General features: G+C 39.2%; 23 protein-coding genes and 1 riboswitch. Of the genes, 20 read left to right on the top strand and 3 right to left on the bottom strand.

Translation table 11 applies throughout. The annotated features are described in order from the left end of the window. Positions 1-477 precede the first annotated feature (477 nt). The gene (locus FNK51_RS19995) at positions 478-1,566 is read left to right on the top strand and encodes a branched-chain amino acid aminotransferase (RefSeq protein ID WP_141994439.1); all 1,089 of its coding nucleotides are present in this window, start codon (positions 478-480) and stop codon (positions 1,564-1,566) included. Between the two features lie 42 nt (positions 1,567-1,608). Here FNK51_RS19995 and FNK51_RS19990 read toward each other — a convergent pair whose 3' ends face one another. Further along, positions 1,609-2,295, bottom strand: coding sequence for a response regulator transcription factor (locus tag FNK51_RS19990; protein ID WP_098369533.1), 687 nt, complete (start codon positions 2,293-2,295; stop codon positions 1,609-1,611). Between the two features lie 130 nt (positions 2,296-2,425). Between FNK51_RS19990 and FNK51_RS19985 the strand changes: the two genes are divergently transcribed. Then, positions 2,426-3,313, top strand: coding sequence for a R2-like ligand-binding oxidase (locus tag FNK51_RS19985; protein WP_098369534.1), 888 nt, complete (start codon positions 2,426-2,428; stop codon positions 3,311-3,313). A gap of 128 nt (positions 3,314-3,441) precedes the next feature. Beyond that, complete coding sequence (locus tag FNK51_RS19980; RefSeq protein ID WP_260398139.1) at positions 3,442-4,662, top strand: iron-containing alcohol dehydrogenase; 1,221 nt, start codon at positions 3,442-3,444, stop codon at positions 4,660-4,662. Between the two features lie 145 nt (positions 4,663-4,807). Here FNK51_RS19980 and FNK51_RS19975 read toward each other — a convergent pair whose 3' ends face one another. Continuing rightward, positions 4,808-5,062 (bottom strand): alpha/beta-type small acid-soluble spore protein, encoded by a 255-nt coding sequence (locus FNK51_RS19975; protein ID WP_141994438.1) that lies wholly within the window; start codon positions 5,060-5,062, stop codon positions 4,808-4,810. Positions 5,063-5,293: 231 nt separating this feature from the next. Here FNK51_RS19975 and FNK51_RS19970 point away from each other — a divergent pair, with 231 nt between their 5' ends. From FNK51_RS19970 to pabB, 7 genes are all read left to right on the top strand, one after another. After that, positions 5,294-6,028 (top strand): YqcI/YcgG family protein, encoded by a 735-nt coding sequence (locus tag FNK51_RS19970; RefSeq protein WP_141994437.1) that lies wholly within the window; start codon positions 5,294-5,296, stop codon positions 6,026-6,028. A gap of 185 nt (positions 6,029-6,213) precedes the next feature. Next, a complete protein-coding gene (locus FNK51_RS19965; RefSeq protein WP_098369537.1) occupies positions 6,214-6,888 on the top strand; it encodes an FMN-dependent NADH-azoreductase in 675 nt (224 codons plus the stop codon). A 117-nt stretch (positions 6,889-7,005) separates the two neighbouring features. Further along, a complete protein-coding gene (gene pepF, locus FNK51_RS19960; RefSeq protein WP_141994435.1) occupies positions 7,006-8,802 on the top strand; it encodes an oligoendopeptidase F in 1,797 nt (598 codons plus the stop codon). Between the two features lie 231 nt (positions 8,803-9,033). Beyond that, positions 9,034-11,280 carry an AAA domain-containing protein gene (locus FNK51_RS19955; protein ID WP_141994434.1) on the top strand — a complete coding sequence of 749 codons (2,247 nt, stop codon included), beginning with the start codon at positions 9,034-9,036 and terminating at the stop codon, positions 11,278-11,280. A gap of 288 nt (positions 11,281-11,568) precedes the next feature. Continuing rightward, positions 11,569-12,567, top strand: a complete 999-nt coding sequence (locus FNK51_RS19950; protein WP_141994433.1) for an LLM class flavin-dependent oxidoreductase — start codon at positions 11,569-11,571, stop codon at positions 12,565-12,567. Positions 12,568-12,660: 93 nt separating this feature from the next. Next, positions 12,661-13,683, top strand: a complete 1,023-nt coding sequence (locus FNK51_RS19945; protein ID WP_098369541.1) for an LLM class flavin-dependent oxidoreductase — start codon at positions 12,661-12,663, stop codon at positions 13,681-13,683. 92 nt (positions 13,684-13,775) lie between these two features. Continuing rightward, positions 13,776-15,524: an aminodeoxychorismate synthase component I gene (gene pabB, locus FNK51_RS19940; RefSeq protein ID WP_141994432.1), complete on the top strand. Its 1,749-nt coding sequence runs from the start codon at positions 13,776-13,778 to the stop codon at positions 15,522-15,524. Between the two features lie 281 nt (positions 15,525-15,805). On the opposite strand, the gene pdxR is transcribed toward pabB, so the two are convergent. After that, the gene (gene pdxR, locus FNK51_RS19935) at positions 15,806-17,200 is read right to left on the bottom strand and encodes a MocR-like pyridoxine biosynthesis transcription factor PdxR (protein ID WP_141994431.1); all 1,395 of its coding nucleotides are present in this window, start codon (positions 17,198-17,200) and stop codon (positions 15,806-15,808) included. 134 nt (positions 17,201-17,334) lie between these two features. Between pdxR and pdxS the strand changes: the two genes are divergently transcribed. The 10 genes from pdxS (at position 17,335) to FNK51_RS19885 (ending at position 26,273) form a co-directional block, all read left to right on the top strand. Beyond that, on the top strand, positions 17,335-18,222 hold the full coding sequence (pdxS, locus tag FNK51_RS19930) for a pyridoxal 5'-phosphate synthase lyase subunit PdxS (protein ID WP_098369544.1): 888 nt from the start codon (positions 17,335-17,337) through the stop codon (positions 18,220-18,222). 4 nt (positions 18,223-18,226) lie between these two features. After that, positions 18,227-18,823: a pyridoxal 5'-phosphate synthase glutaminase subunit PdxT gene (gene pdxT / locus FNK51_RS19925; protein WP_286178793.1), complete on the top strand. Its 597-nt coding sequence runs from the start codon at positions 18,227-18,229 to the stop codon at positions 18,821-18,823. A gap of 150 nt (positions 18,824-18,973) precedes the next feature. Further along, positions 18,974-19,726, top strand: coding sequence for an SDR family NAD(P)-dependent oxidoreductase (locus tag FNK51_RS19920; RefSeq protein ID WP_141994429.1), 753 nt, complete (start codon positions 18,974-18,976; stop codon positions 19,724-19,726). Positions 19,727-19,901: 175 nt separating this feature from the next. Beyond that, positions 19,902-20,489, top strand: a complete 588-nt coding sequence (locus tag FNK51_RS19915) for a TetR family transcriptional regulator (RefSeq protein ID WP_141994428.1) — start codon at positions 19,902-19,904, stop codon at positions 20,487-20,489. Positions 20,490-20,699: 210 nt separating this feature from the next. Then, positions 20,700-21,233: an NADPH-dependent FMN reductase gene (gene ssuE, locus FNK51_RS19910; RefSeq protein WP_141994427.1), complete on the top strand. Its 534-nt coding sequence runs from the start codon at positions 20,700-20,702 to the stop codon at positions 21,231-21,233. A 276-nt stretch (positions 21,234-21,509) separates the two neighbouring features. After that, positions 21,510-21,618, top strand: a riboswitch (SAM riboswitch). A gap of 163 nt (positions 21,619-21,781) precedes the next feature. Next, positions 21,782-21,925 (top strand): YezD family protein, encoded by a 144-nt coding sequence (locus tag FNK51_RS19905; protein WP_141994426.1) that lies wholly within the window; start codon positions 21,782-21,784, stop codon positions 21,923-21,925. 180 nt (positions 21,926-22,105) lie between these two features. Next, entirely contained in the window at positions 22,106-22,810 is a 705-nt protein-coding gene (locus FNK51_RS19900; RefSeq protein ID WP_377412323.1) for a phosphoadenylyl-sulfate reductase, read from the top strand. A gap of 29 nt (positions 22,811-22,839) precedes the next feature. After that, on the top strand, positions 22,840-23,988 hold the full coding sequence (sat, locus tag FNK51_RS19895) for a sulfate adenylyltransferase (RefSeq protein ID WP_141994425.1): 1,149 nt from the start codon (positions 22,840-22,842) through the stop codon (positions 23,986-23,988). Between the two features lie 43 nt (positions 23,989-24,031). After that, positions 24,032-24,631, top strand: coding sequence for an adenylyl-sulfate kinase (gene cysC, locus FNK51_RS19890; protein ID WP_061463380.1), 600 nt, complete (start codon positions 24,032-24,034; stop codon positions 24,629-24,631). A 16-nt stretch (positions 24,632-24,647) separates the two neighbouring features. Further along, complete coding sequence (locus FNK51_RS19885) at positions 24,648-26,273, top strand: nitrite/sulfite reductase (protein ID WP_141994424.1); 1,626 nt, start codon at positions 24,648-24,650, stop codon at positions 26,271-26,273. Positions 26,274-26,286: the final 13 nt, after the last annotated feature.

Raw genomic sequence — 26,286 nt, 5'->3', positions numbered from 1 at the left:
GAATAAAAAATGATATATTTTCTTAGGTTTTATAATATACATATAAGTTTGTAGGTATCAGCTTTAAGTGTTTTTAGAGCACCTGTAATCACGAACTTGCTGCACATCTTTTTATTTATCGATTTTCCTGTTTACAAAAAGGGACGATTAAATTTACTTAAGGTGGCATGATGAAATAATTAGAATTATTCTCATTGGCTTTATTATAATTATTTTGTTAAAATAAACTAATATTTACGAGTTCAAGTTACCTTGGCGAACAATCGGAATGGATATTTTTTGAGAGGTTTCAGGAATAATTCATTCTTTTTTCAGGAATCATAGTCTGGAAATCAAAAAAATTCCATTTATTTTAAAAAAATTCCGAAAATTTCGTCTTAAAGGCTTGAACTATGATTCCTGATAGGAGTAAACTAATTAAAGATAGATTTTATGGAAGTGAAATCTTGTAAATTTAATCAACAAGGGGTTTTGGTAATGAAGGAACATGACATGCAAATCACGCTTAGTACAACAAAGAAAGAAAAACCACAGGCGGACCAGCTTGAGTTCGGTAAGCAGTTTACCGATCATATGTTTATAATGGATTACACACAAGGGCAAGGGTGGCATGATCCAAGAATTGTTCCTTATCAACCGCTCTCATTAGAGCCTTCAGCTATGATTTTTCACTATGGCCAATCCGTTTTTGAAGGATTGAAAGCATATGCAACACCTGAGGATGAAATTATCTTATTCCGTCCGGAAAAGAATTTCCAACGCTTAAATAGTTCAAATAGCCGATTATGCATACCGGATATCGATGTTGATTTTGCGTTGAAGGCCTTAAAGACTTTAATTAGCGTTGATAAGGATTGGGTTCCCCAGGCAGAAGGGACATCCTTATATATCAGGCCATTTATTATAGCTACTGAGCCATATCTAGGAGTATCTCCATCGGATAAATATCAGTTCATCATCATCATGTCACCAGTGGGCTCGTATTATAAAGAAGGTATTCATCCAGTTAAAATTGCAGTGGAGTCAGCTTTCACACGTGCAGTTAATGGAGGTACGGGTGAAGCCAAAACGGGCGGTAATTATGCATCGAGCCTGAAAGCCCAAGAAGTATCCGAAAAGATGGGTTATGCCCAAGTTCTTTGGTTAGACGGAGTAGAGAAAAAGTATATAGAAGAAGTTGGAAGCATGAATGTTTTCTTCAAAATTAATGGTGAAATCATCACTCCTGCTTTAAATGGAAGTATCCTTCCGGGTATTACTCGTGATTCCATTATCGAATTGCTGAAACATTGGGGTCTTCCCGTGTCGGAAAGACGCATTTCGATGGAGGAAGTCCATGAAGCCTATAAATTAGGTCAATTGGAAGAGGCCTTTGGAACGGGTACAGCCGCGGTCATATCACCAATTGGTGAATTTTTGTGGAATGGTGAAGAAATGATTGTTCAAAGCGGGGAAACTGGAGAACTTTCTAGAAAGCTTTATGATACACTGACAGGTGTGCAAACAGGTAAAGTCGCAGACGAGTTGAACTGGACTGCGAAAGTTGAAGAAAAAGTGACTCAATGATACTTAAACAAAAAAAACCTTCTTAGAAGGTTTTTTTTGTTTTCACATAATCATTTTGTGTCTTATGGCAACCGCGACGGCCTCTGTCCGATGATTCACTCCCAATTTCCTGATAGCAGAAGAAATATGATCTCTGACGGTAAATTCACTAACGCTCATTTTTGGTGCCATTTGCTTTAATCCCATTCCATTGGCTAAATATTGAAGGACCTCCACTTCACGTTTGCTTAGAAGGTAAGTGGGAGGGGCGGAATCCATTGTTGAACCGAAAGCCAGTTTTAAGTAATGGGAAAGCTTCATTAAATCATTCTTGGTAATTGGCTCGTTGGCGTGAATGGGGTCGACCAAAACTAAACCGATGGCCAAGTCATTCACAATTATCGGAATGATTGCCAATGATGAGATGGAAAATCTTTTAACGTATTTTGCAGGGATGGAGGATTTTGCATGCTGGATGGTTAAGAATATGGGTTCGTTATGGATGACTGCTTGGTGGATGGGGTATATATCATGAATATTTTCTCTAACATTATGTAATGAAAAGGTATCTTCACTTGTACATGCACATATTCCTTCACCCATTCCCGTTAAACATGAGTAACTGAATAAAGATGCTCGTTGAAATGAAAAAAAATCCACACAGCCCTTTACGATCATTTGTGATTTATTTGCCATATCTTTTTGTTGGGAAATCTTTTTTACATGATTCAACAGAGTTTCCTCAAGCATTCGACTTTATTCCTCCCTACATTTTCAGTGCTAGGATAAATTCTACTAATATCTTACAATATAATGAAAACTCTTACAAATTAAAAAAATCCAGAGATTCAAAAGTTCATAATTTCAAGGAGGCATTACCATGAAAAGAATGAATTTAACGACCACCAGCAGGAGTTTTAGAGAAGGTTCCCTACCATTTAAACTTTATCAAAAGGCTAAGAAATTCGGAATATGGAATCCTCGTGACATTGATTTTAGCCAGGATAAAGAAGATTGGAAGTCATTTACTGATATTGAAAGGCAAGTGTTATTAAGGATCATTTCCCTTTTTCAGGGCGGAGAAGAAGCGGTGACTTTGGATTTGCTGCCGCTCATTATGACGATAGCCAAGGAAGGCAGGATCGAAGAAGAAATGTACTTAACGACATTCCTTTTCGAGGAAGCGAAGCATATGGAGTTCTTTCGTTATACGTTAGATCAAATAGGTGAAACGGGTGATTTGACGGTTTATCACTCAGACACTTATAAATCGATTTTTTATGAAATATTGCCTGAAGCGATGGAGAGACTTTTATCCGATCAATCCCCTGAAGCATTGGCGGAAGCAGCCACTGTTTATAATATGTTTACTGAGGGTGTACTTGCAGAAACTGGATATTTCGGGTTTTATCAGACTCTCGAAGCTAATAAAATGATGCCAGGTTTATTAAAAGGCGTGGGTCTGTTGAAGAAGGATGAATCACGCCATATTGCTTATGGGACCTTCCTGCTGCAGAGAATCATCAGTGAACATCCACATATCTTTAAACAGGTTGAAAAGAGAATGGAGGAACTTTCACCACTGGCCATCGCGTTAAATACGGAGGGATATGATCGGTTCGGAAATCCATTTGATAATGACCAACAAGCTATATTGAATTTTACCATGAAACAATTATCAGTGCGGATGGAGATTTTAGCCAGGGCAAAAGGAAAGGGGATTGAAGAGATCTATCAAACTAACGAAAAGGAATATGGGGTTTTGTAAAGCCAATAAAAGAGACAAGCTTAGTGTCCATTTTACATTTGCTAATGACTGGCCATCAGAAACTTGGTAGCAGGGCATGAACAATTCTTAATTGCGAATATAGACTAATATATCTGAGGTGAAATTTTATGATGGTAAATGCTCATTCGAATTTTTGGTTAAGGTCTTCAGTTTACAGTGGCACTAACACTCGTTCACTCATTCCGGACCTATTCAATGGTCTCGGGGCCAAAAGGATTCTACTCGTGAGTGATGCCGGGTTGGAAAATGCAGGTGTCGTTAAAAAGGTTGCCGAAACTTTTGAGCAACAGAAATTAGGTGCCAGAGTTGAAATAGTTGGACAGTTTCTGGATGTTACACAAGACGCTGCTAGTGAATGTGTAAACGCAGCATTGAAATATGCACGCGAAGTGAATGCCGATGCCATACTTGCCATTGGTGGAGGGAGTGTCATTGATACAGCAAAAGCATTGAAATTCGGATTATATAAAGGAATTACGGATATAAATGATTCGATACCAAGCGGTAATCTGTATGAGGGTTTTCCAAAAGCCCAATCCATGAATATCCCGCATATTTCCGTAGCCACAACAGCAGGGACCGGTTCTGAAGTATCCCCGATCGCGGTCATATACAATGAACATAAAAAAGTCAAAATGAATATATACAATGTTTTTTTAAGTTCGGATGTTGCCATTCTAGATCCCGAATTAACAGTCGGACTGCCGTCTGACATTACGGCGTTTACTGGTGCAGATGCATTGACACATGCAATTGAAGCGATCGTTTCACCTGCAGCGACATCAATAACCGATGCATATGCATATCAGGCCATTCGAGTTATTGAAAGAAACTTACCGAGGGCAGTAAAGGACGGAACGAACATTGAGGCCAGAATGGAAATGCTGCATGGAAGCATGATGGGAATCACTGCATTTTGTAGTGCACTGAATGCGATTCCGGTTCATAACTTTGCCCATGCATATGGGGCGTTATTCCGTATTCCGCACGGATTGGCCAATGCCGTGTTATTACCGGTCGTCATGGAATCAACCTCGGATTTATATCTTCCAAAGGCCCATTTGATAGCCGAAGCCTTTAGTGTGAAAATACATGATGAAGATTCAAAAGGGATCTTAGCGAAAGTGATAGAAAAGCTCCGCATTTTTCTATCTGAACTTGGGCTGCCCTCCGATTTCAGCGCATATGGAATTAACCAGTCAGATATGGGAAGAATTCTTAAAGCAGTAATGACGGATCCAGCTGCCACTAATTACCCGATGTCAGAGGAATTAATAATGTCAGTAGTTTCAAGAGTTTCAAGAGTTTCACCCGTGAGAATTAATTAATATTAAAAAAAGCCAGCCCATAAAGGTTGGCTTTTTTGCGTTGTGTAATAATTGCCATATGTTAAGTCCCAAAATTTTTCGTTCAGTCAGTTCGTTTCGATATATGATCTTTTAAAGGAGCAACCCCAACCGGAATCGACTCTTGTTAATGTTTTTTTCCTAAGTTCTCCTGTGCCATCTTTATAAGTTCCTTGACCATTCCTCCGCCTAACTTTCCGCCTATTTTTCCATTTTGCTTGGATGTCAGTTCACCGTTATAATCTTTTTTCAGGGGTACGCCCATTTCTTTTGCTACTTCAAACTTTGCTTCTTCGGGATTGTTTGTACCAGCAACTTTGGCTTTTAAATCATCGAGTCCTTTTCGCGCTTCAGATACTAAAATTTTCCTTCTCCTTGCCAATTTGCATCACTCCTATTTTTTTCTTAGGTTATCCTAATGTAAAGAAAATGATTAATATGCAGATCGAAAGTTTTTTAATTGGAATCCCGAAGAATCGGGAGGCAGTCATATACTCTTAAATAAAGAAGTAAATATATAGGATGCGATTGATTGAGTTTATTTGCAGTCCGAAGAAGTTTTAGTTTATTTAAAGCGGGTAACATATAATAAAATGATTTAAGGAGAAAAATAATGCTGACTGCTAATTCAAGTTTGTTAACAAAAGAAGATATGACAAACCCCGATCGAGTGCCACAATGGTTAATTAAGGAATATCAAACATTCCATAATACAGTGACCGATAAATCCTTTCCTTGTTATTTTGGTATGAAAGCTGAAAATAAAGGGGAACTTCGTTATGCTTATATCACACAGGAAGATTGGTCCAATCTCCCAAAAGCAGTGGAAAGCTTTCTTGATTTATTTCAGGAACCACCATATATCAGGCATGGCCTTTTTGTCTTTATGGAGCCTGAATCGATAGAGGGTGATATAGAAATTTACCGTAAAAGGTTTTGGGATATCCTGCAATACCTGCATAAAGCGGATAAAAAACCTTGGCCAATCGAAAAGCCGAAAGATCCCGAGCATTATTTATGGGACTATCATTTTGCAGGGCAACCAATCTTTGTCTTTGGTAATGCACCTGCTTATAAACAGCGTAAAACCCGAGATTTAGGAAATAGCCTTGTACTTGGATTCCAACCCCGGATGATTTTTGAAGGCCTGGAAGGAACGGAAAAAGGCGGAATCATGTCGCGTGAAAAGGTTCGGGAACGAGTGGAGAAATGGGATAACCTTCCTAAACATCCTGATATCAGTCACTTTGGAGATGTAAATCATAATGAATGGAAACAATTTTTCATAGGGGATGATATAGAACCGATAAAAGGTAAGTGTCCCTTCCATCATAAAGAGTTAACTTAACCGAGAGCAAATTGCTCTCGGTTTTTTCGCATCTTAATTAGAAGGCATAAGGGATAAAAACTCAAGGAGTGGAAATTACGTAAAATGTACATTTGAAAATAAAAAACATATCTCTTGCCTTATTGGATTTTCAGTTTTATAATGTGAAAGTAGCAATTGCAGTTAATTCGAGATATATGGATTAAATGCTATTTTTTAAAAAACATACAAAATTAACAATTGGGGGAACTAAAATGTCTAAAGTATTATTTGTTAAATCAAATGACCGCCCTGCGGATCAAGCTATTAGTGTCAAAATGTATGAAACGTTTTTGAACACATATAAGGAAGCAAATAGTAACGATGAAATAACTGAATTGGATTTATTTAAACTGAACTTACCTTACTACGGAAATACAGCAATTACTGCCCTATATAAACGCAGCCAAGGTATGGAATTGACTGAAGAGGAAGTGAAGATTGCCGATATCGTGCAACAATACTTGAATCAATTCCTTGCTGCCGATAAAGTAGTATTTGCCTTCCCGCTATGGAATGCAACGGTTCCGGCACCATTGGTCACTTATATTTCTTATCTTGCTCAAGCGGGAACAACATTCAAATATACAGCTGAAGGCCCAGTCGGCTTAGCTGGAGGTAAAAAAGTGGCATTACTTAATGCACGCGGATCCGATTATGCATTGCCTGGAATGGATGCTGGCGAAATGGCAGAGAAATACGTAACGATGAATTTAAACTTATGGGGCATAACAAACCCAGAAACAGTTGTAATCGAGGGACATAATCAATACCCAGATCGCTCACAGGATATCGTTGCAGAAGGATTGGCGAAAGTTGCTGAAACTGCAGCAAAATTCTAATTACAAAAGCGGAAACCAGTATGTATTTTTAGCATACTGGTTTTTCTATGCAGATTTTTCTGAAAGTCGATTATAATAAAGAGTAAGACTATAAGCATGAAAGGAAGTGCAGACAATATGCAAACGTTTAAATCACGTGACGAAATAAAAATAGAAGAAACATGGAACTTAAAGGATATTTACGATGATCAGTCTAATTGGGAAAAAGATTATCAAGAAGTCCTGAAGATGACAGAAAAATTAAAAACTTACGATGGACATATTCAGTCGGCTCAAGATTTGTTCGAGTATTTACGATTAAGTGAGGAACTTGGGTACATTTATAACAAGCTATATGTTTTTGCCATGCTGCAAGCGGATTTGGATACACGGGTAACCACATCACAAGCATTACTGGATCGGGCTGGTAAGTTAGGGCAGAAAATAAGTAATGCTTCTGCATTTTTCATGCCGTTTCTTTTGAGCCTGGAAGAACAAACATTAAAAGGGTACATAAAAGAAATCGAGGGTTTGAAATATTTTGAGGAGGATCTTCTGGATTCCTTCCGCTATAAAGCCCATGTGTTAACGAAAGAACAAGAAGAGGTGCTTTCCCAAATAGGCGAAGCCTTTTCAGCACCTCAAAAAACGTTCGGGATGATAAACAATACTGATATTAAATTTGGGGAAGTTACGAATGAAGACGGCGAGAGGGTAGAGCTGACGCGAGGATTGTATTCCAAATTGATTGAAGACGATGATCGCGATAAAAGAAAAGAGGCCTATTTCGCCTATTATCAGCCATATGTACAATTGAAGAATACAATCGCTTCCACACTTTCCACAGCAATCAAGAATAATGTGAATCTGTCAAAACTAAGAAATTATCCATCTGCCTTGGAAAAATCATTATTTGGAGATCAAGTTCCAAAAGAGGTTTATGATAATTTGATTATGTCTACTAAGCAAAATATCGGACCCATGCATAAATATATTCATTTAAGAAAAAAATTGCTGGGTGTAGAAGAATTGCGTGCCTATGATTTAAGTGTACCATTAGTCGAAGGCGCTAAAGAGGAGATTTCTTACGATGATGGTTTTTCTTTGATGGTGGAAGCGCTGAAACCTCTTGGCGAAGAGTATATCACAATTCTGAAAACCTTTAAGGAAAAAAGATATATCGATGTCAGGGAAACACCTGGAAAACGTTCAGGTGCTTACAATATAGGACTTTATGGTGTTCACCCATTCATCTTATTAAATCACCGTGATGACTTAGACAGTGTATTTACACTTGCACATGAATCTGGACATGGCATGCATTCATACTATAGCTCAAAATACCAACCGCAAATAAGTGCTGGGTATTCCATTTTTGTCGCTGAAGTTGCTTCCACTGTGAATGAAATCCTTTTGATTCGCCATTTAATTAAGACTACAAAAGATGTACAGAAGAAAAAACACTTACTTAACCATTTCATAGATAGTTTTAAAGGAACATTCTTCACACAGGTGATGTTTGCGGAGTTCGAAAAGATCGTACATGAAAAAGCTGAAAATGATGAACCCCTAAATGCCGAGGTTTTTAATACAGCCTATGAATCGATATTTCGTGCTTATAATGGAGATGAAATAATTTTCGATGAAGAAGTGAAGTATGGCTGGTCACGCATCCCGCACTTTTATCGTCCGTTTTATGTCTACAAATATGCTACTGGTTACGTTTCAGCCATTACTATCGCTGATAAGATCCTTTCTGGGGACAAAAAAACACTTGAAAGTTATTTGACTTTCTTGAAAAGCGGGAGTTCTGATTTCCCATTGGAGCTGCTTAAGAAAACAGGCGTAGATTTAACTAAACCTGATCCAATCGAAAATGCAATGAAGATTTTCAGTGATCTGGTCGACCAATTCACTGATTTGACAGAAGGCTAATCTAAACCATTTCTTCCAAAAGAGCCCATGGTATGATGTTATAAAAAATGCTATAGTTAAAACATTGGCGTAGGAAAGGCCCAATCAATAGATTGGGCCTTATTTTATATGCTGAAGAAACAGGTAATTCGCGAAAAAAGTCATGGTGACAGCGTTTTTTAAACATCGGAGCCTAGCCAATGGGCCAGTTTCTTTGTACTTCAATGGCATATTTTGTGAGGAAAGTGAAAAATGAATTCGACAGTAAATTATATAAAAGAATGGCAGCAGGCACTTCAACTTGAGATCCTGCATTTGAAAAAGTATGGCAGCACAAAATACCTGGTTTCAAACGGCCATCTGCTTACAAGTGACGGTTCTTTCAATTATTATTTTGAAACAGGTTCATCGATAAAAATCCCTGTCGGTTCCCTCGTTCGACTGGAATGGGGAGGGATTAAACAGGATGGAAGAATCCTTTCATCAGAGGGGAAAAGTATAATCATTGTTTTTGATCGTTCGTTAGGCGATATGATCGGTGAAGCCTTTTTATATCATGATCCTTGGGAATTGCTGGAACAATTGATTGTCCGCTTGGATGAAATCAAGAAAAGCAAAAGGAAAAGGCTTCGGATCAAGCGACTGATGGATCCGTCCATGCCGCAAAAACATCCTTTAATTGAAAAACAAAGCAGTGTGAAAGAATTATATGCGCGCTCGAAGTTCAATCCTGTCACTTTTGTTTGGGGACCCCCTGGTACAGGAAAAACCTATACATTGGCTCGTACAGTAGCCAATCATTATTTACAAGATAAAAAAGTTCTGGTTTTGTCACATAGCAACCAGGCTGTCGATGTTTTGATGGCTGAAATTTCATCATTCATTAAAAAGAAAGATCGTTTCAAAGAAGGCGATGTGCTTCGCTATGGATCTCAAATCGGTGAATCACTAGCCATCCATGATGATATTGTTACAGGGCAATTATTAGGTAAACATGAACCGACATTAGTTAAAGAAAAAGAAGAGCTTGGCGAAGAGAAACGTCTGTTAAAGTATGACTTGGCAGGGTCATTCAGTAAAAGGGATACAGATCAATTAATTGAGATAGAGAAAAAGCTGGCCAAGGTCTTGGAGAAAATCCGCCAAAAAGAGATTCAATTCGTAAAAGAAGCAAAAGTCATCGGGACGACCTTAGCTAAAGCCGCAAATGATGAAACGGTTTATCAAAAAGAGTATGATCTGGTTATTTTGGACGAAGCGAGTATGGCTTACGTACCTCAGGTAGCTTTTGCTGCAGCGTTAGCCAAACATATTATCGTTTGTGGTGATTTCAAACAATTGCCACCTATAGCTTCGGCTCGTGATTCCCTCGTGAAACTTTGGCTGAAGGAAGACATATTTCATCGGGCCGACGTCGCCCAGTCTGTTGAAGAAGGAGAACTCCATCCTCATTTATTCCTATTAAAGGAACAGCGCCGCATGCATCCGGATATTTCAGCATTCACTAATCGTGTCGTCTATAACAATTTTGTTGGCGATCATAAAAGTGTTGCGACTAGCAGGGAGGGCATCATGCTGTCGGAACCGTTTGCCAATAAGGCAGCAGTACTTCTCGATACTAGCTTAGCAGGGGAATATTGCATCACTGAACGGACATCCCACTCTAGAATGAATTTATGGCAATTGCTTTTATCTTTTCAACTGATTCATGAAGCTTATATGGGCGGATCAAGGTCAATTGGTTATGTTGCCCCTTACCGTGCTCAGGCAGACTTGATGGAAAAACTATTGGATGATTTATATGAGAAAGAACGGCAAACGGCGGATATCATCGCTGCAACTGTACATCGTTTCCAAGGAAGTGAACGTGAGATGATGATCTTTGACACTGTTGATAGTTATCCGCAAAACAGGGCTGGAATGTTATTGACAGGGAGAGAAAGTGAAAGGCTCATTAATGTAGCCATAACAAGGACTAAGGGTAAGTTCGTACATGTATGTGACACTTCATTTGTTAACAAACACGTTTATCGCAGCAAAACACTTCGTCAGCTTGTTGATCATCAAATTCAAAATGATCAGATTGTATCAAAGAAAGACATTGGAAAATGGGTTAAACACCAGCACCCGAGATTGAAATGGATGCATGCCCGTAAATTGGGGGACTTTCAGGAAGATGTTGAATCAACAAAACAAGAGATGGTTATCGCTGTTCCGGATTTGAACAGTTTGTCAGAAGAATGGCAGCAATATTTAATGAAACGAAACCCTGCAGTGAAATTGACGATCATTTCAGCAAAAAGAAACCCTGATATCAGCGCTGATCATTTTATTTGTTCACCTGTTTCTTTTTCCTTTATCATCTTTGATAAAAGAGTTGTCTGGCTAGGTTTGCCCGTAGAGTCCAATAATCGGGTCCAGCCCCCGTTTATAGCGGCTCGTTTGGATTCGCAAATAATGGCGGATGAATTACTATCTCAATTCAAAAAAAGTGAATAGCTTCGGAAAGGCCCTTAAAAAGGGCTTTTCTTCATTTGTGTTTATTCAAAAAAAAACCTCGATAGAATAAGTGATGAAATGACTCCTTAAGTCACCTGCGCAATTAATGTATTATACCAAACACCTCGCTAGAATATATTATTCACTTCTACTCCCCAATTTAGTTTCAACTCCTTATAATTTCCGTTAAAGGCTGCAAACTAAAAAAACAAAGCAAGCTTTTCAAGCGACTTTCGACTAGTTATGATTTACCATTAAGTTACGAAAGCCAAGAAAGGCGGTAACAAAATGAAACTGAGCATTTTGGATCAATCCCCAATTGCATCCGGACAGTCAGCACAAGAAGCATTGCAGGCATCATTACAACTAGCGCAAGAAGGGGATAGACTTGGTTATAGCAGAATCTGGTTAACTGAACATCATGATCTGCCGGGATTGGCCTGTTCCGTTCCAGAGGTTTTGATAAGCTACATTGGTGCACAAACAAAAAAAATCCGGATTGGATCAGGGGCAGTGCTGCTTCCGCATTATAAGCCATATAGGATAGCAGAGACTTATAATATGCTTGCAACACTTTTCCCAGGACGGATTGATATAGGACTGGGGCGTGCTCCTGGTGGATCTGCCGAAGCAACGATGGCATTATCCGATAATTTTCTTCAGAATGTTTACAAAATGCCAGAACTTGTTCAAGAACTGTTGTATTTTCTAAGAGATGAATTTCCGAAAGAACATCCTTTTTCAAATGTCTCAGCTGCTCCTATCCCAATGGTACCGCCTGAACCATGGATATTGGGAACAAGCGGGAAAAGTGCAAAACTTGCCGCTGAGAATGGAACTGCATATGCGTTTGGTGAATTCATGAGTGAAAGTGATGGCGTGCAGAGTTTTCACCAGTACCGTGAGGACTTTCAAACAAAAGGGTTACTTAAAGCACCTAAAACGATCGTTACGGTTTCGGCCATATGCGCAGAAACGGAGGAACGTGCGAAAGAAATCGCTCTTAGCAACATTCTATGGAAAATTCAAAGTGGACAAGGGGAAAGAAAGCAGGTTCCAAGTATAGAAGAAGTAAGGAACCATGATTGGACTGAAAAAGAAAAAGCATTGATGGAGACCATGGATAAAAAACTGATTTATGGTACGCCTTCACAAGTGAAGTATCATCTTTTGGAGATTCAGGAGAAATATCAAGCAGATGAAATCATGCTGATAACCATCACTCATAAGTTGGAGGATCGGCTTAATTCGTTTCGTTTGATTGCCAGGGAAATTCTTAACAGTTAATCCGTTCGAGCATTTTATGTGCATTTTGTGTACATTTTCTATATGATGGCTTTGCGTCCAATTAATCATAATTGAAAGAAAGAAGATGAAGATATGAATGCTGATCAACATGCAAAAAAACTTAGCGACATTTCTTTTTCCGTTCTGGATCTGGCTTCTATCGTTGAGGGTGGTACAGTTTCGGGAGCTTTTAAAAATACAGTAGAATTAGCTAAACATGCGGAGCAATGGAATTATAACCGTTTCTGGGTTGCAGAACACCATAGCATGCCTGGGATTGCAAGCTCTGCAACGTCAGTGCTTATAGGCTATGTTGCAGGTAGGACGGAAAGGATTCGTGTGGGATCTGGAGGCATAATGCTACCGAATCATGCACCGCTGGTTATCGCAGAACAATTTGGAACATTGGAAGCAATGTATCCTGGTAGAATAGATTTAGGACTGGGGCGTGCTCCGGGAAGCGACCAATTTACAGCCATGGCACTCCGGGGTGATGTACGTAATAACGGACAGGATTTTCCTGAACAATTGGCACAGCTCCGTAGCTATTTAGATGCGGATTCTAAACATAATCGTGTTCGTGCCATACCTGGCGAAGGACAGGATATCCCGATTTGGCTGCTTGGTTCAAGCGGCTTCAGTGCAGCATTATCAGCACAGCTGGGATTGCCATTTTCATTTGCAAGCCATTTTTCCCCTGAAAATACTCAACCAGCTTTAGCTCGTTACCGCAATAATTTCCAACCATCCGACGTTCTCAATAAACCTTATGTCATGGTTGGTATCAATGTATTTGCAGCTGATACTACGGAAGAAGCGCAAAGGATTGCTACATCTTATCAACAGCAGTTCTTGAATTTGATACGGAACACGCCTGGTCAACTTGCTCCTCCAGTTGATACGATGGAAGGCCTTTGGACAGAATATGAAAAGGCCATTGTCATGAAGCAGCTGAACGCTTCCATCATAGGAAATCCAAAAGAAGTTAAAGAGCAGTTGCAGTCATTTTTAAATGAAACACAGGCGGATGAAATGATTATAAACTCTGCCATTTATGATCAGGATGCACGCCTTCGTTCTTATGAAATCATTGCAGAAGTTACTGGAATGAAATAAGTGTCAAAGAATGAGCTTGCAGATTACGTGTCTGCAAGCTTTTTTATAAAATACATACCGATTGACTTCATAAACAAAGTTAGGAGAGAAGAATGAAAAGAGAAGATCCTTTATCCTTAATATTTCACTTCACAGATAAACAAGGTGACAGCCGGCCTCTTTATTTTACGAACCCGAAAAAAGTGTTCACCGCCCATTCAATTGGGGATGTCCTTCCCCAATTCCAAAAAGTCCAGGAAGCGATTCAACAGGGGCATTATGCAGCGGGATATGTTTCCTATGAAGCGGCACCTGCTTTTGAAAAATCTTTTAAAGTAAAAGATGGAGCCAAGATGCCGTTATTATGGTTCGGGATTTTTGATAAACCGGAAGAAGAATTACCTGAAAAAATGACAGGGGCTTTTAATTTAGCTGAATGGCAATCAGAAACGGATTCAAATACCTATCATTCCGGGTTTCAAAGAATAAAATCCGAAATCGAAAGCGGCAATACGTATCAAGTCAATTATACGATGCGTTTGCAATCCCAGTTCGAAGGAGATGACTTCGCTTTCTTTAATCGCTTGAAGAGAGCCCAACGCTCGAACTATAGTGCATATTTGAATGTGGGGACACATCGAATCCTATCGGCTTCACCCGAGTTGTTTTTCCGTTGGGAAGATGGTCAGCTGATTACTCGTCCAATGAAAGGAACGGTAAAACGGGGAACGACACTGAAAATGGATCAGCTCAATGCAGACTGGTTAGCAGCCTCGGAAAAGAATCAGGCTGAAAATTACATGATTGTGGACTTGCTCAGAAATGATTTGGGAGTGATTGCAGAACCTGGAAGCGTCAAGGTTCCACAGCTTAAGGCAATTGAAAAATATCCGACCGTTTGGCAAATGACATCCACGGTTACAGCCGATACGAATCCCGAAACAACAATCATTGATATATTCAAGGCACTTTTTCCATGTGGATCGATAACAGGTGCACCTAAAATAAAAACGATGGAGATCATCGCTGATATCGAGAATTCACCACGTGAAGTTTATTGCGGTGCAATCGGGTTTATCACCCCTGAATCCGAAGCCGTTTTTAATGTACCGATTCGTACAGTCGTGATCGATGAGGCAACAGGGAAAGCTGAGTATGGGGTAGGCGGGGGAATCACTTGGGATTCCGAGTTATTGGAAGAATATGACGAAGCTTTTTTAAAAGCCAAATTATTGACGGTGGAAAGGCCTGCTTACAAACTATTGGAATCGATGAAACTTAAGGATGGCGAATATTATTTGTTGAATGATCATATCGATCGGATGAAACAATCCGCTGATTACTTCAATTACCGATTCTCTGAATTGTATGTAAGAGATCGACTCCAAAAGTATGCAGAATTAAACCATGGGACGTTGCAAAAGGTAAGGGTACTACTTAATGAAAATGGTGAAATTGAAGTCTCCGGACAAGCAATCAAGCCCCTTGATTCAGAATTTACGGCCATCTTGGCTGAAACTCCAATATCAAGTGCAAATCCATTTCTATTTCATAAGACCACCAATCGTGATGTATATGAAGGCTTTCAAATGAATAATCCCGACTTCCAGGATGTTCTGCTTTGGAATGAAGAAGGATTCATCACCGAATTCACGAACGGAAATGTAGTGGTGAAGTTAAATGGTGACCTCTATACCCCTCCTGTGGACTCAGGTCTCCTTGCTGGAACATTTCGTCAAGACTTGATCAGGAATAAGGAAATCAAAGAAAAACCCATTTCAAAGGATGACCTAAATAACGCTGAGGAAATTTGGTTTATTAATAGCGTGCGAGGGAAATTAAAAGTGAATTTAACTTTCTAAGCTGATTATTCGTAAAAAGTGAAAATTGAAATCTTTATTGCAGTTTATAGAATGCATGCGAGTGATGAATACAAGGAGCTTTTTTAAAAAAATATTCGAATGCTGACGATTCAACCGGAAATTAGGAATGAGTATTGGAATACATTCGGCAGGAGTCTCGCAAATTTCTTCAACCTATTGTGGTTTCATCACAAATAAAAGTCTTGTATTAAAATCATGAAAGGGACCTCATTTTGTTCGACAAACTTAAAGAAGTTCACGACAGTGAACTTCTTTTTTCTTTATAAACCCCATGAGAACAATAAAAGGTGAATGGCCTTTTCCAATTCGGATTCAGGGATCCCTGCAAAGCCCAATATGATTTTTGGAGGGTTTTCGTCAATTTTTTCAATAGAATATGTCGATAGTCCATAAATTTTAATATGATTTTCATTTGCCTTTTGAATAAGTGTCTCTTCATCCATGCCGTTCTTAACGATGAGGACGATATGCAATCCTGACCGTTCACCAATGATCTTTATTTGCTTATGTGGTTTAAACAGATCAATCACTTTATCCAATTTGCGACGGTAAACTTTCCTCATTCGATTCAAATGCTTTTCGAAATCCCCTTCCTTCATGAACTGTGTCAACACATGCTGATCAATCCGAGAAACGGTGGAATGGTAAAAAGATAATTCCTGTTGATGGATTTGTAACAATGGAGCGGGAAGAACCATATAACTGATCCGAATCGATGGCATCAATGATTTGGAAAACGACCCTAAATAAATCACCTTTTCACCAGCATCCATACTTTGTAAGGAAGGAATTGTTTTTCCACTATAACGAAATTCACTATCATAATCGTCTTCGATAATATAGCGGTTTGTTGCCCCTTGGGACCAGTTCAACAATCGCGTCCGTCTGTTAACGGATAGGATCGTCCCATTGGGGAAGTGATGTGAGGGAGTGACATACACGACGTCGATATTTGAATCTTCAATTTGGTTAACCTTTACGCCTTCTTCATCAATTTGAAGGGGATGGACTTCATTTGGGTAGCTGCGTAAAATCCGGTGAATCAAGTGATACCCAGGATCTTCAACACCATAGATGGCATTTTTATCGAATAGAAGGACAAGCTGCTGCAATAAAATCTCCATTCCTGCACCAATGATGATCTGTTCGGGAACACATTGTACACCACGTGCATGATACAAATAATGGGCAATTTCACATCGTAGTTCATATTCCCCTTGAGAATCCCCCAGTAAAAGAAGATCTTGATGTGATTCATCGATTTTGCTTTTCGTGTATTTTCTCCATTTTTCAAATGGGAAGTGTTCCGTGTCAATTTGGCTGGGATGAAAATGATACAGCAATTCCCCTTCTTTATGATTGTTTTTTTCCAAGGATACTTGGTTAGCTTGTGTATACTCTAAATCCTCGAATGTTTGAATATAGTACCCTTTTCTTGGGATGACTTCAACGTAACCTTCAGCAGTCAATTGTTCATATGCAGTCTCGACAGTATTTTGACTTATTTGAAGGAACTCTGCCAATTTCCGTTTGGAAGGTAACTTTGTACCGTAAAGAAGACGGCCATCAATGATTTCTTTTTTAATATGTGAATATAATTGTTCGTACAAAGGTATTTCACTTAACCGATTTAAATCACAAGAAAGCATATTCATTTTGTTTCCACCTTTTATAAAAATTTAATACTGACCCCATTAAATTTATTAAAACTGACACTTTCAATGCGGTCAACTATTTTTTATACTAAATCTAACAAATCTAAAGAATGCAAATATTAGGGGGAAGAGAAATGGAAAAATTATTAGGAACTGACACAGTAAAAAGAGGAATGGCACAAATGCAAAAGGGTGGCGTAATAATGGACGTCATTAACGCTGAACAAGCAAAAATCGCAGAAGCATCAGGTGCTGTCGCTGTCATGGCATTGGAAAGGGTTCCTTCCGACATCCGTGCGGCTGGCGGGGTAGCTAGAATGGCAGATCCGCGAATTGTCGAGGAAGTAATGAATGCAGTGTCCATCCCGGTCATGGCTAAAGCAAGGATTGGCCATATTGTTGAATCAAGGGTACTTGAATCCATGGGAGTCGATTATATCGATGAAAGTGAAGTGCTGACTCCTGCTGATGAAGAATACCATATTCTAAAAAGTGATTTCACCGTACCTTTCGTTTGTGGATGCCGTGATTTAGGAGAAGCTGCACGCCGTATTGGTGAAGGAGCATCAATGCTTCGTACAAAAGGAGAACCAGGTACTGGTAATATTGTGGAAGCTGTGCGTCATATGAGAAAGGTACAGTCACAAATTCGTAAAGTGAGCATCATGAGTGATGATGAATTAATGACAGAGGCAAAAAATATTGGGGCCCCTTATGAAATTTTAAGAGAAATCAAACGCACAGGTAAATTGCCTGTAGTTAACTTTGCAGCTGGCGGAATTGCCACTCCAGCAGATGCAGCACTGATGATGGAATTGGGAGCAGATGGCGTTTTCGTGGGTTCTGGTATTTTTAAATCTGAAAATCCAGAAAAATTCGCATCGGCAATCGTTCAAGCTACTACATATTTCACCAATTATGAATTGATTGGCCGCCTATCCAAAGAGTTGGGCAGTGCAATGAAAGGAATTGATATTTCCAAACTAGCTCCAGCAGAACGGATGCAGGAACGTGGATGGTAATATGATAACTATCGGTGTTTTGGGATTACAGGGAGCAGTTGAAGAACACTTGAACCAAATCAAAGCTGCCGGCGAACAAGCAATTATAGTAAAAAAACCGGAACAGTTGCTGGAAATCGATGGCTTGATCATTCCAGGCGGAGAAAGCACCACGATGAGGAAGCTAATGGATCGTTATGGATTTATGGAGCCGATCAAAACTTTCTTCGAAGGTAAAAAACCTATTTTCGGTACATGTGCAGGGATGGTATTGGCGGCCAATGAATTGACTGGCGATGAGAAGGCCTATCTTGGACTAATGGACATTTCCGTTAAACGGAACGGATTTGGACGTCAACGGGATAGTTTCGAGGCTGAACTATCAATCAAAGGAATGGAAGACCCTTATAAGGCTGTATTCATCCGGGCGCCATTTGCTGATGGAATTGGAGAAGGTGTAGAAATATTGGCTGTTTATGAAGAGAATGTAGTGGCTGCAAGACAAGACCATGTCCTTGTCAGTGCGTTTCATCCAGAATTAACAGGTGATGATCGTTTTCTGCAACTTTTCATTGAAATGGTGAAGACCTCCGTAAGTAAGGTCGAATTGAAAACCTGCTAAACAAATGAAGCTGTCCTATTAATAGGACAGCTTCAATTTTTGAATGCTCATAACACTATAAAAATTCATATTGCTTGAATTCAATATTCTTTACTTTTATAATGAAAAAAATAAGTGATCACTTACGTACTTTTTAGTGGTGAGAGGGGAATGGAATTGACAGCAAGAGTTGCAGTTATTACAGGAGGAGCAAGCGGAATTGGCCGAGCAACATGCTTGAAATTCGCAGCAAAGGAGGACAAGGTCGTCGTTGCGGATTTTAATGAAGAAATGGGACAGGAAACTGTTGAACAGATAAAAGCGGATGGTGGAGAGGCCATTTTTGTTAAAACGGATGTATCTAAGCAGGAAGATGTTGAATCGTTAATCAATAAAGCAGTGCAAACATATGGAAGGATCGATATCATGTTTAATAATGCCGGCATTGGTGCAGGCGGTATGATCCTCGATCAAGATATGGAGGGTTACTTCAAAACGATTGAAGTGAACCAGCACGGAGTTGCCTTTGGAATCATGGCAGCAGGACGGAAAATGAAGGAGCTAGATAACAAGGGAGTCATTATAAATACCGCTTCCGTGTTTGGCTACTTAGCTTCCCATGGGACTTTTGCCTATCAGGCAACTAAAGGCGCTGTAAGAATGATGACACAGACAGCAGCTTTGGAATTGGGTGCTTATGGCATACGCGTAGTGGGCATTGCGCCAGGCGGGGTTGACACTCCTATCATACAAGGCTATAAAGATATGGGAATCATCGATAAATTGAATGCAAGTCAAATGCGCGGTAAATTAATTAAGCCAGAAGCCATTGCAAATGCCGTCTATCTATTATCGTTAGAGGAAGCGGATGCGATCAATGGAAGTGTAGTCATGGTCGATGATGGCTATGCATCTTTTAAGTGATTTTCTGAAAAAGAAAACATCGTCCCAATCAGACGATGTTTTCTATTAATGATATATGGGAATATTGAATTCTAATAGATCAAAGGTATTATGTTGACCGATTGATACCATCGAGATATCATGGAAAATAGATTGGTGAAACCGGTCTTATCTTTATAAAAGAAGGTTGATATTTTTGAAAAAAGGGCAGCAAACCAAAGAACGAATCATAAATGTAGCCCGGACTCTTTTTGCCACTAAAGGTTTTGACATGACAAGAACGAATGAAATTGCCTCTGCTTGCAATGTTTCCGAAGCTACTATTTATAAATACTTTGACAGCAAAAAAGATTTGCTTTTGGCTACAATTACCCCTAATGAAAAAGAGGAATCCGAAGATGGGACTAGCCATCTATCTACGGATGAACTAGTTGAGAATCATGTTTGCACCATGATAAAAAAAATTCTTGAAAATAAAGAACAGTTTTCGATATTATTTAGGGAAACACAATTCGATCAAGATATTTCAAAGCAATATGTAGATCAGATTTTCAAGCCAAATGCCAAGCATATTGAAATACAGAAGAGAATAGATAGCGGAGAGATACAATATATCTCTGATATTATCCTATTTAATGTGGGGATCATTTCTTTTACATTGGCATTATCCACACATTATGAGATCCATCAACAAAAAAAGGAGCCATATTTTACTTCTGAACGAATTAAGAGCATTGCTCAACTTTTGGTATATGGTATTCATGGTAAACAAAATCATACATAATGAAACGGTCATATTGAAGGGCATGAGCATCAAGCCGCAAATATGACCGTTTTATTTTCATTCAGAGTCGATGAAGTCAACAAGTGAATTCATTAAACCCGAGTGTAAGATTTGACTTATATTTTTCAGACTATTACGATAAAATCATGCTGCACGAAATGCTTTACGAAGATTTTATCTTTAAAACATGTAACATAGGAGGGGTTTTAAATGAGCGATATCGTAATTTTATCAGGAAGTCCTGCTATACCATCAAGAACGGACATTTCACTAAAACATATTCAATCATTAGTCGAAAACGAAGGATTTACCACAGCTTATTTCTCAATTACGGATTTCTCAGCAGATGATTTATTTCAAGGGAAATATAATAGCGAAGATATCTTAAAGCTTTCAGAGAGAATTCAAGCAGCTAGAGGAATTATTATTGGTTCACCGGTTTATAAGGCTTCTTATACAGGTGTATTGAAAGCCTTGATTGATTTGCTGCCAGAAGGTGCTTTTAAGGGTAAGCCAGTTCTGCCAATCATGATTGGTGGAAGTAACAGGCATCTATTGGCGATTGACTATGCGCTTAAACCATTAATTTCAATATTAAAAGGCGAGCCGCTGCAGGGCATTTATTTTGTTGATAAGGAAATAGATAAACAGAATTCAGAAAAACCGATTAATGATTCGCATTTAATTGATCGCGTCCAGAGTCAAGTTCAAGAATTTGTAGAAGCGATACAGTTAAGAAATTAATGACTTCAAGTAATCCCCTCTTCAAAAGGACTGAAATTCGAGAATTTTTTTAAAGTAAGGATATACGACAATAATAGGCTTTTTATGAAAATAGACTTATTTTTTTGGAGACCTTATCTAAAAAGACAAGTCTATTTTCTTATTTATATGAACATAAAATCATAAATTGAATAGTGTGTATAAAAATAACAGTTCATCCATAATATTAAACCAAGTTATTTTATAAGAAAACTCCATTGACAAGGATTAAATATATGTTAATATTTAAAATAATAAAACTTATCCAGAGCGACGGAGGGAATTGGCCCTTTGAAGTCCAGCAACCTGCATGATGGATGCAAGGTGCTACCTCCAACAAAATGTTGATCATTTTGGAAGATAAGGTAAAGATATTTACCTTGGGATCTTTCCATCATGGAAAGATTTTTGTTTTTTTTGAGGCAAACCATAACAATGTAAGGTTGTATGGAATTATATAAATCTAAGAAATTTTTTTAATCAGCGTTGAAAATAAAATATTCGCGGATTTTCTTAAAGGAGGAACTGGTTTGGAAAAAGAGAATCAGCTTGAAGAAATATTTGAACGACTTCAAGAAATGCTTAATTCAATGAAATATGGATCCATTACACTTATTGTCCAGGATGGTAAAATCATTCAAATGGAAAGAAATGAAAAATTAAGAATTAAATAAGGTATCTGCTGACTAGAAAAACTAGAGGCGGGTTTAACTGATATAAAGAGAGTATTGGTTAGATTCGTCTCTTTTTCCTAGAATCAAATAAACTGGGGAAGTTTAAACGGGTATTGATCAACAGTTACTCTAACCTGATACAGCAAGTTTTTAGAGGGGGCTACAAAGTTGGCTGGATTAATAAACTATGAAAATTTCAATACAGGGGAATTCCCCGTATTTCCTGAAGACAGTGAAACAAAAGGTGCTTTGGAAGTTCTGCAATGGGCGAATGACCATTATGGAAGCAAACTGATTTATGCTTGCAGTTTTGGTATTGAAGGCATCGTGCTTACGGATTTATTGGCGAAGGTCAACCCTTCGGCAAAAATTGTTTTCCTTGATACAGATGTTCATTTTGAGGAGACTTACCAATTGATCGAGCAAGTGAAAAAGCGCTATCCAAAGCTTTTAATCGAAATGAAGAAACCGGCCTTGACGCTTGAGGAGCAAGCAGCGGAATATGGGGATGAATTATGGCTTAGTGATTCCAATAAGTGCTGTAACATCCGTAAAATCATACCGCTTACCGATGTGCTTTCAACGGCAACAGCCTGGCTTTCGGGACTGCGGAGGGAGCAATCCGAAACAAGGGCTTTAACCGAGTATATCAATAAGGATAATAAGTTCAAGTCAGTTAAAGTATGTCCACTCATACATTGGACATGGAAAGATGTTTGGCGCTACGCCCACAAAAACGGACTTCCATATAATATCCTGCATGATAATGGATATCCGAGCATTGGATGTAAAACGTGTACAGCACCTGCATTCAATGCAGATGATTTACGCTCAGGCCGTTGGCAAGGAGCCCAAAAAACGGAATGCGGATTGCATTTATCATAAATAAATAGAAACCATAGGGGGAATTTAGCATGACAATCAGTTTACCGCACGGAGGAACATTAATTGATCTTTGGGAACCAAAATATGATTTTAGTAAATTAACAAAATCAATCGAAATCGATGAAATTGCTTTGAGTGATCTTGAATTGATAGGCACTGGTGCCTACAGTCCGATTAAAGGATTCTTTACAAAAAGTGATTATGAGGCAGTGGTCAAGGATATGAGGCTTAGCAGCGGACATGTATGGAGCATCCCGATTACGCTGCCTTTGACCGAAGAAACTGCAGAAACCCTTACTATAGGTGAAGAAGTAAAGTTGACTCATGAAGGTGAAACATACGGGGTTCTCACCGTTTCCGATATTTACACTCCGGATAAGCAATTGGAAGCGACATTAGTATATCAAACGGATGATGAGAAGCATCCCGGAGTGAAAAATTTATATAACCGCGGTGATGTATATGTCGGCGGGGAAATAAAGTTGATTAAGAGAATAGAGCGTCCGCTATTTCAAGCTAATTATCTGGACCCGGTCGAGACAAGGAAAGCTTTTGCTGAAAAAGGATGGGAAACGGTTGTTGGTTTCCAAACGAGGAACCCTGTTCACCGTGCACATGAATACATTCAAAAGACAGCATTGGAGATTGTCGACGGCTTATTCTTAAATCCTCTCGTAGGTGCCACTAAATCCGATGACATTCCGGCAGATGTAAGAATGGAAAGTTATAAAGTGCTGCTTGAAAAATATTATCCTAAGGATCGCGTCTCTCTTGCAGTTTTCCCTGCTGCCATGCGTTATGCAGGACCTAGAGAAGCCATTTTCCATGCGATGGTCCGTAAAAATTATGGTTGCACTCATTTTATCGTCGGACGTGATCATGCGGGTGTGGGCGATTATTATGGCACATATGATGCTCAAAAAATCTTTGGGAATTTTAACGCCGATGAGTTAGGGATCACGTTATTATTCTTTGAACATAGTTTTTACTGTAAAGCATGTGGCAATATGGCTTCCGCTAAAACTTGTCCGCACGGGAAGGAAGACCATGTCATCCTGTCTGGAACGAAGGTTAGGGAAATGTTGCGTAATGGAGAAATTCCTCCAGCTACCTTTAGCCGTAAAGAGGTCATCGAGGTGTTGATCGAAGGTCTAAAAAAGAATGAAGTTTTTAACTGATTGGACATAAATTGAAGGATCACATGAAGAGGGGGATTATTATATGAGTAAAAGTACGAATGTCACTTGGCATGAAACGTCATTGACCAAGGAGCTCCGCCGGAAGCAAAACGGGCATGAAAGCACAGTTCTATGGTTTACAGGGCTCTCGGGATCCGGAAAATCAACGATTGCTAACGCGGTCGCTAAAGAGTTATATAATCGGAATATTCGAAGTTATGTTTTGGATGGTGATAATATCCGCCACGGTTTAAACAAAGATTTAGGTTTTTCTGAAGAGGATCGAACTGAGAATATTAGGCGGATCGGTGAGGTTTCTAAGTTATTCGTGGATAGTGGGCAGTTCGTATTGACCGCCTTCATATCCCCATTCAGGGCAGATCGGCAGATTGTACGTGATTTACTCGAAGAAGGGGAGTTTATTGAAGTATACATAAAGTGTCCGATCGAAGAGTGCGAAGTGCGTGATCCAAAAGGTCTTTATGACAAGGCGCGTAAAGGAATCATTAAAGATTTTACCGGAATCGACTCTCCTTACGAAGAACCAGAACAACCGGAAATCATTTTAGAATCCGACCAATATAGCATTGAAGAGTGCGTTGAACAGGTAATCGGCTATTTGACAGCAAAGAAAGCGATCTAATCAAGGAGGAAATGTAATGGTTTACGAGAAATTTTGGTCGGAAAATCCACTAATCGCTAAAAATAAAACGGAAATCTGGAAATTGGAAAAAGACGGATTGAAGATATTCGCTGATATTCCACATTACGCTGCAAATGGTTTTGATTCCATCCCTAAAGAGAATTGGGATATGTTCAAGTGGGCAGGTCTATACCTGCAACGGCCAAAAGAAGCTGGTTACTGGATGATGCGTGTCGTTATTCCCGGAGGTATCCTGACTTATGATCAACAGATAACTCTAGCTAACATCGCTAAAGATTATGGGAGGGATGTATATGATATTACAACCCGTCAAGCCATTCAATTCCACTGGTTGACCATCGAACAAGTCCCGGATATCTTAAACCGTTTGGAAAAGGTTGGACTGACTACGGCCGGTGCATGTGGTGATATCACACGTAATATCATCGGTAATGCATTGGCAGGCATCGATCCTGACGAACTTTTTGATACACGCGAAGTACTTTATGATGTATTTGAGTATTTCCGCCTTAATGAAGACTATTCGAACCTTCCTAGGAAATATAAAATGTCCATTAGTGCTAATATCCATAATGCTTCAAATGCTGAAATCAACTGTGTTTCATTCAATCCAGCCACTAAAGTAATTGATGGAGTAACGGAAGTTGGTTTTCACGTGAAAGTAGGCGGTGGGCTATCCTCCGTTCCGATGCTGGCAGAAGAACTTGACTTATTCATTTTACCTGAAAAAACAGTCGAAGTAGCGGCCGCCATCACGACGATATTCCGTGACTTTGGGTACCGTGAAAAACGTCATCGCTCGCGTTTGAAATTCCTTGTCGCTGATTGGGGTCCTGAACAATTCAAGGAAAAATTGCTGGAGTACACCGGTCCGCTTCCTGATAAGGGTGAAAGTGCGGTGAAGGGATGGAATGCAGGCTATTTCTACGGCATCCATAAACAAAAGCAAGATGGTCTGAATTATGTTGGAGTCAATATACCAGTTGGTCGTCTAAATCCAGACGAAGTGATTGAGTTTGCCGAACTTGCGAAGAGATATGGAAATGGTGAAATCCGAAACTGTAATTCTCAAAATCTAATCATTCCAAATGTGCCGGATGCAAAACTTGAGGAATTAAAACAGGAATCCATCTTTGAAAGATTTCCATATCAACCAAAAAAATTCATTGGTTATTCCGTTTCTTGTACAGGCATCGAGTATTGTAACCTGGCACTCGTTGAAACAAAAAAACGAATGAGGACCATATCTGAATCATTGGACAAGGAAATAGATCTCGATGTACCTGTAAGGATGCATATGGTCGGTTGTCCGAATAATTGCGGTCAAAGAGCCATCGCTGAAATAGGGCTTCAAGGCATAAAAATGAAAAACCAGGACAAAAAGATGGTCGAAGCTTTTGAGATATACGTCGGAGGAACGCTGAATGAAGGCGGTAAGTTCAATGAAAAACTTAAAGGAAAAGTGGAAGCTGAACAGCTCTATCATGTTCTGAAAGAACTGATCCTATTTTTCAAAGAAACAAAACTTCTTTCAGAAACCTTTCTTGATTTTGTGGAAAGGGTAGGGATATCGCAGTTACAAAGTAAGCTTGATGATATATTAACGGAAGTGGCCGTTTAATAGGGGAAGGTAA

The organism is Bacillus sp. B4EP4a, from assembly GCF_006680105.1.
Taxonomy (GTDB): domain Bacteria; phylum Bacillota; class Bacilli; order Bacillales; family DSM-1321; genus Peribacillus; species Peribacillus simplex_E.
Note: the sequence above shows the minus strand (reverse complement) of the source record. Positions and strands in the feature narration are given on the sequence as shown.

Coding starts and splice junctions, on each gene's coding strand:
- FNK51_RS19920 (WP_141994429.1), top strand. CDS start 18,974: ATGGAATTGACAGCAAGAGTTGCAGTTATTACAGGAGGAGCAAGCGGA.
- pdxS (WP_098369544.1), top strand. CDS start 17,335: ATGGAAAAATTATTAGGAACTGACACAGTAAAAAGAGGAATGGCACAA.
- FNK51_RS19990 (WP_098369533.1), bottom strand. CDS start 2,295: ATGCTTGAGGAAACTCTGTTGAATCATGTAAAAAAGATTTCCCAACAA.
- pdxR (WP_141994431.1), bottom strand. CDS start 17,200: ATGAATATGCTTTCTTGTGATTTAAATCGGTTAAGTGAAATACCTTTG.
- FNK51_RS19885 (WP_141994424.1), top strand. CDS start 24,648: ATGGTTTACGAGAAATTTTGGTCGGAAAATCCACTAATCGCTAAAAAT.
- FNK51_RS19955 (WP_141994434.1), top strand. CDS start 9,034: ATGAATTCGACAGTAAATTATATAAAAGAATGGCAGCAGGCACTTCAA.
- cysC (WP_061463380.1), top strand. CDS start 24,032: ATGAGTAAAAGTACGAATGTCACTTGGCATGAAACGTCATTGACCAAG.
- FNK51_RS19965 (WP_098369537.1), top strand. CDS start 6,214: ATGCTATTTTTTAAAAAACATACAAAATTAACAATTGGGGGAACTAAA.
- FNK51_RS19995 (WP_141994439.1), top strand. CDS start 478: ATGAAGGAACATGACATGCAAATCACGCTTAGTACAACAAAGAAAGAA.
- FNK51_RS19970 (WP_141994437.1), top strand. CDS start 5,294: ATGCTGACTGCTAATTCAAGTTTGTTAACAAAAGAAGATATGACAAAC.
- pepF (WP_141994435.1), top strand. CDS start 7,006: ATGCAAACGTTTAAATCACGTGACGAAATAAAAATAGAAGAAACATGG.
- FNK51_RS19980 (WP_260398139.1), top strand. CDS start 3,442: ATGATGGTAAATGCTCATTCGAATTTTTGGTTAAGGTCTTCAGTTTAC.
- pabB (WP_141994432.1), top strand. CDS start 13,776: ATGAAAAGAGAAGATCCTTTATCCTTAATATTTCACTTCACAGATAAA.
- FNK51_RS19945 (WP_098369541.1), top strand. CDS start 12,661: ATGAATGCTGATCAACATGCAAAAAAACTTAGCGACATTTCTTTTTCC.
- FNK51_RS19985 (WP_098369534.1), top strand. CDS start 2,426: ATGAAAAGAATGAATTTAACGACCACCAGCAGGAGTTTTAGAGAAGGT.
- FNK51_RS19950 (WP_141994433.1), top strand. CDS start 11,569: ATGAAACTGAGCATTTTGGATCAATCCCCAATTGCATCCGGACAGTCA.
- ssuE (WP_141994427.1), top strand. CDS start 20,700: ATGAGCGATATCGTAATTTTATCAGGAAGTCCTGCTATACCATCAAGA.
- sat (WP_141994425.1), top strand. CDS start 22,840: ATGACAATCAGTTTACCGCACGGAGGAACATTAATTGATCTTTGGGAA.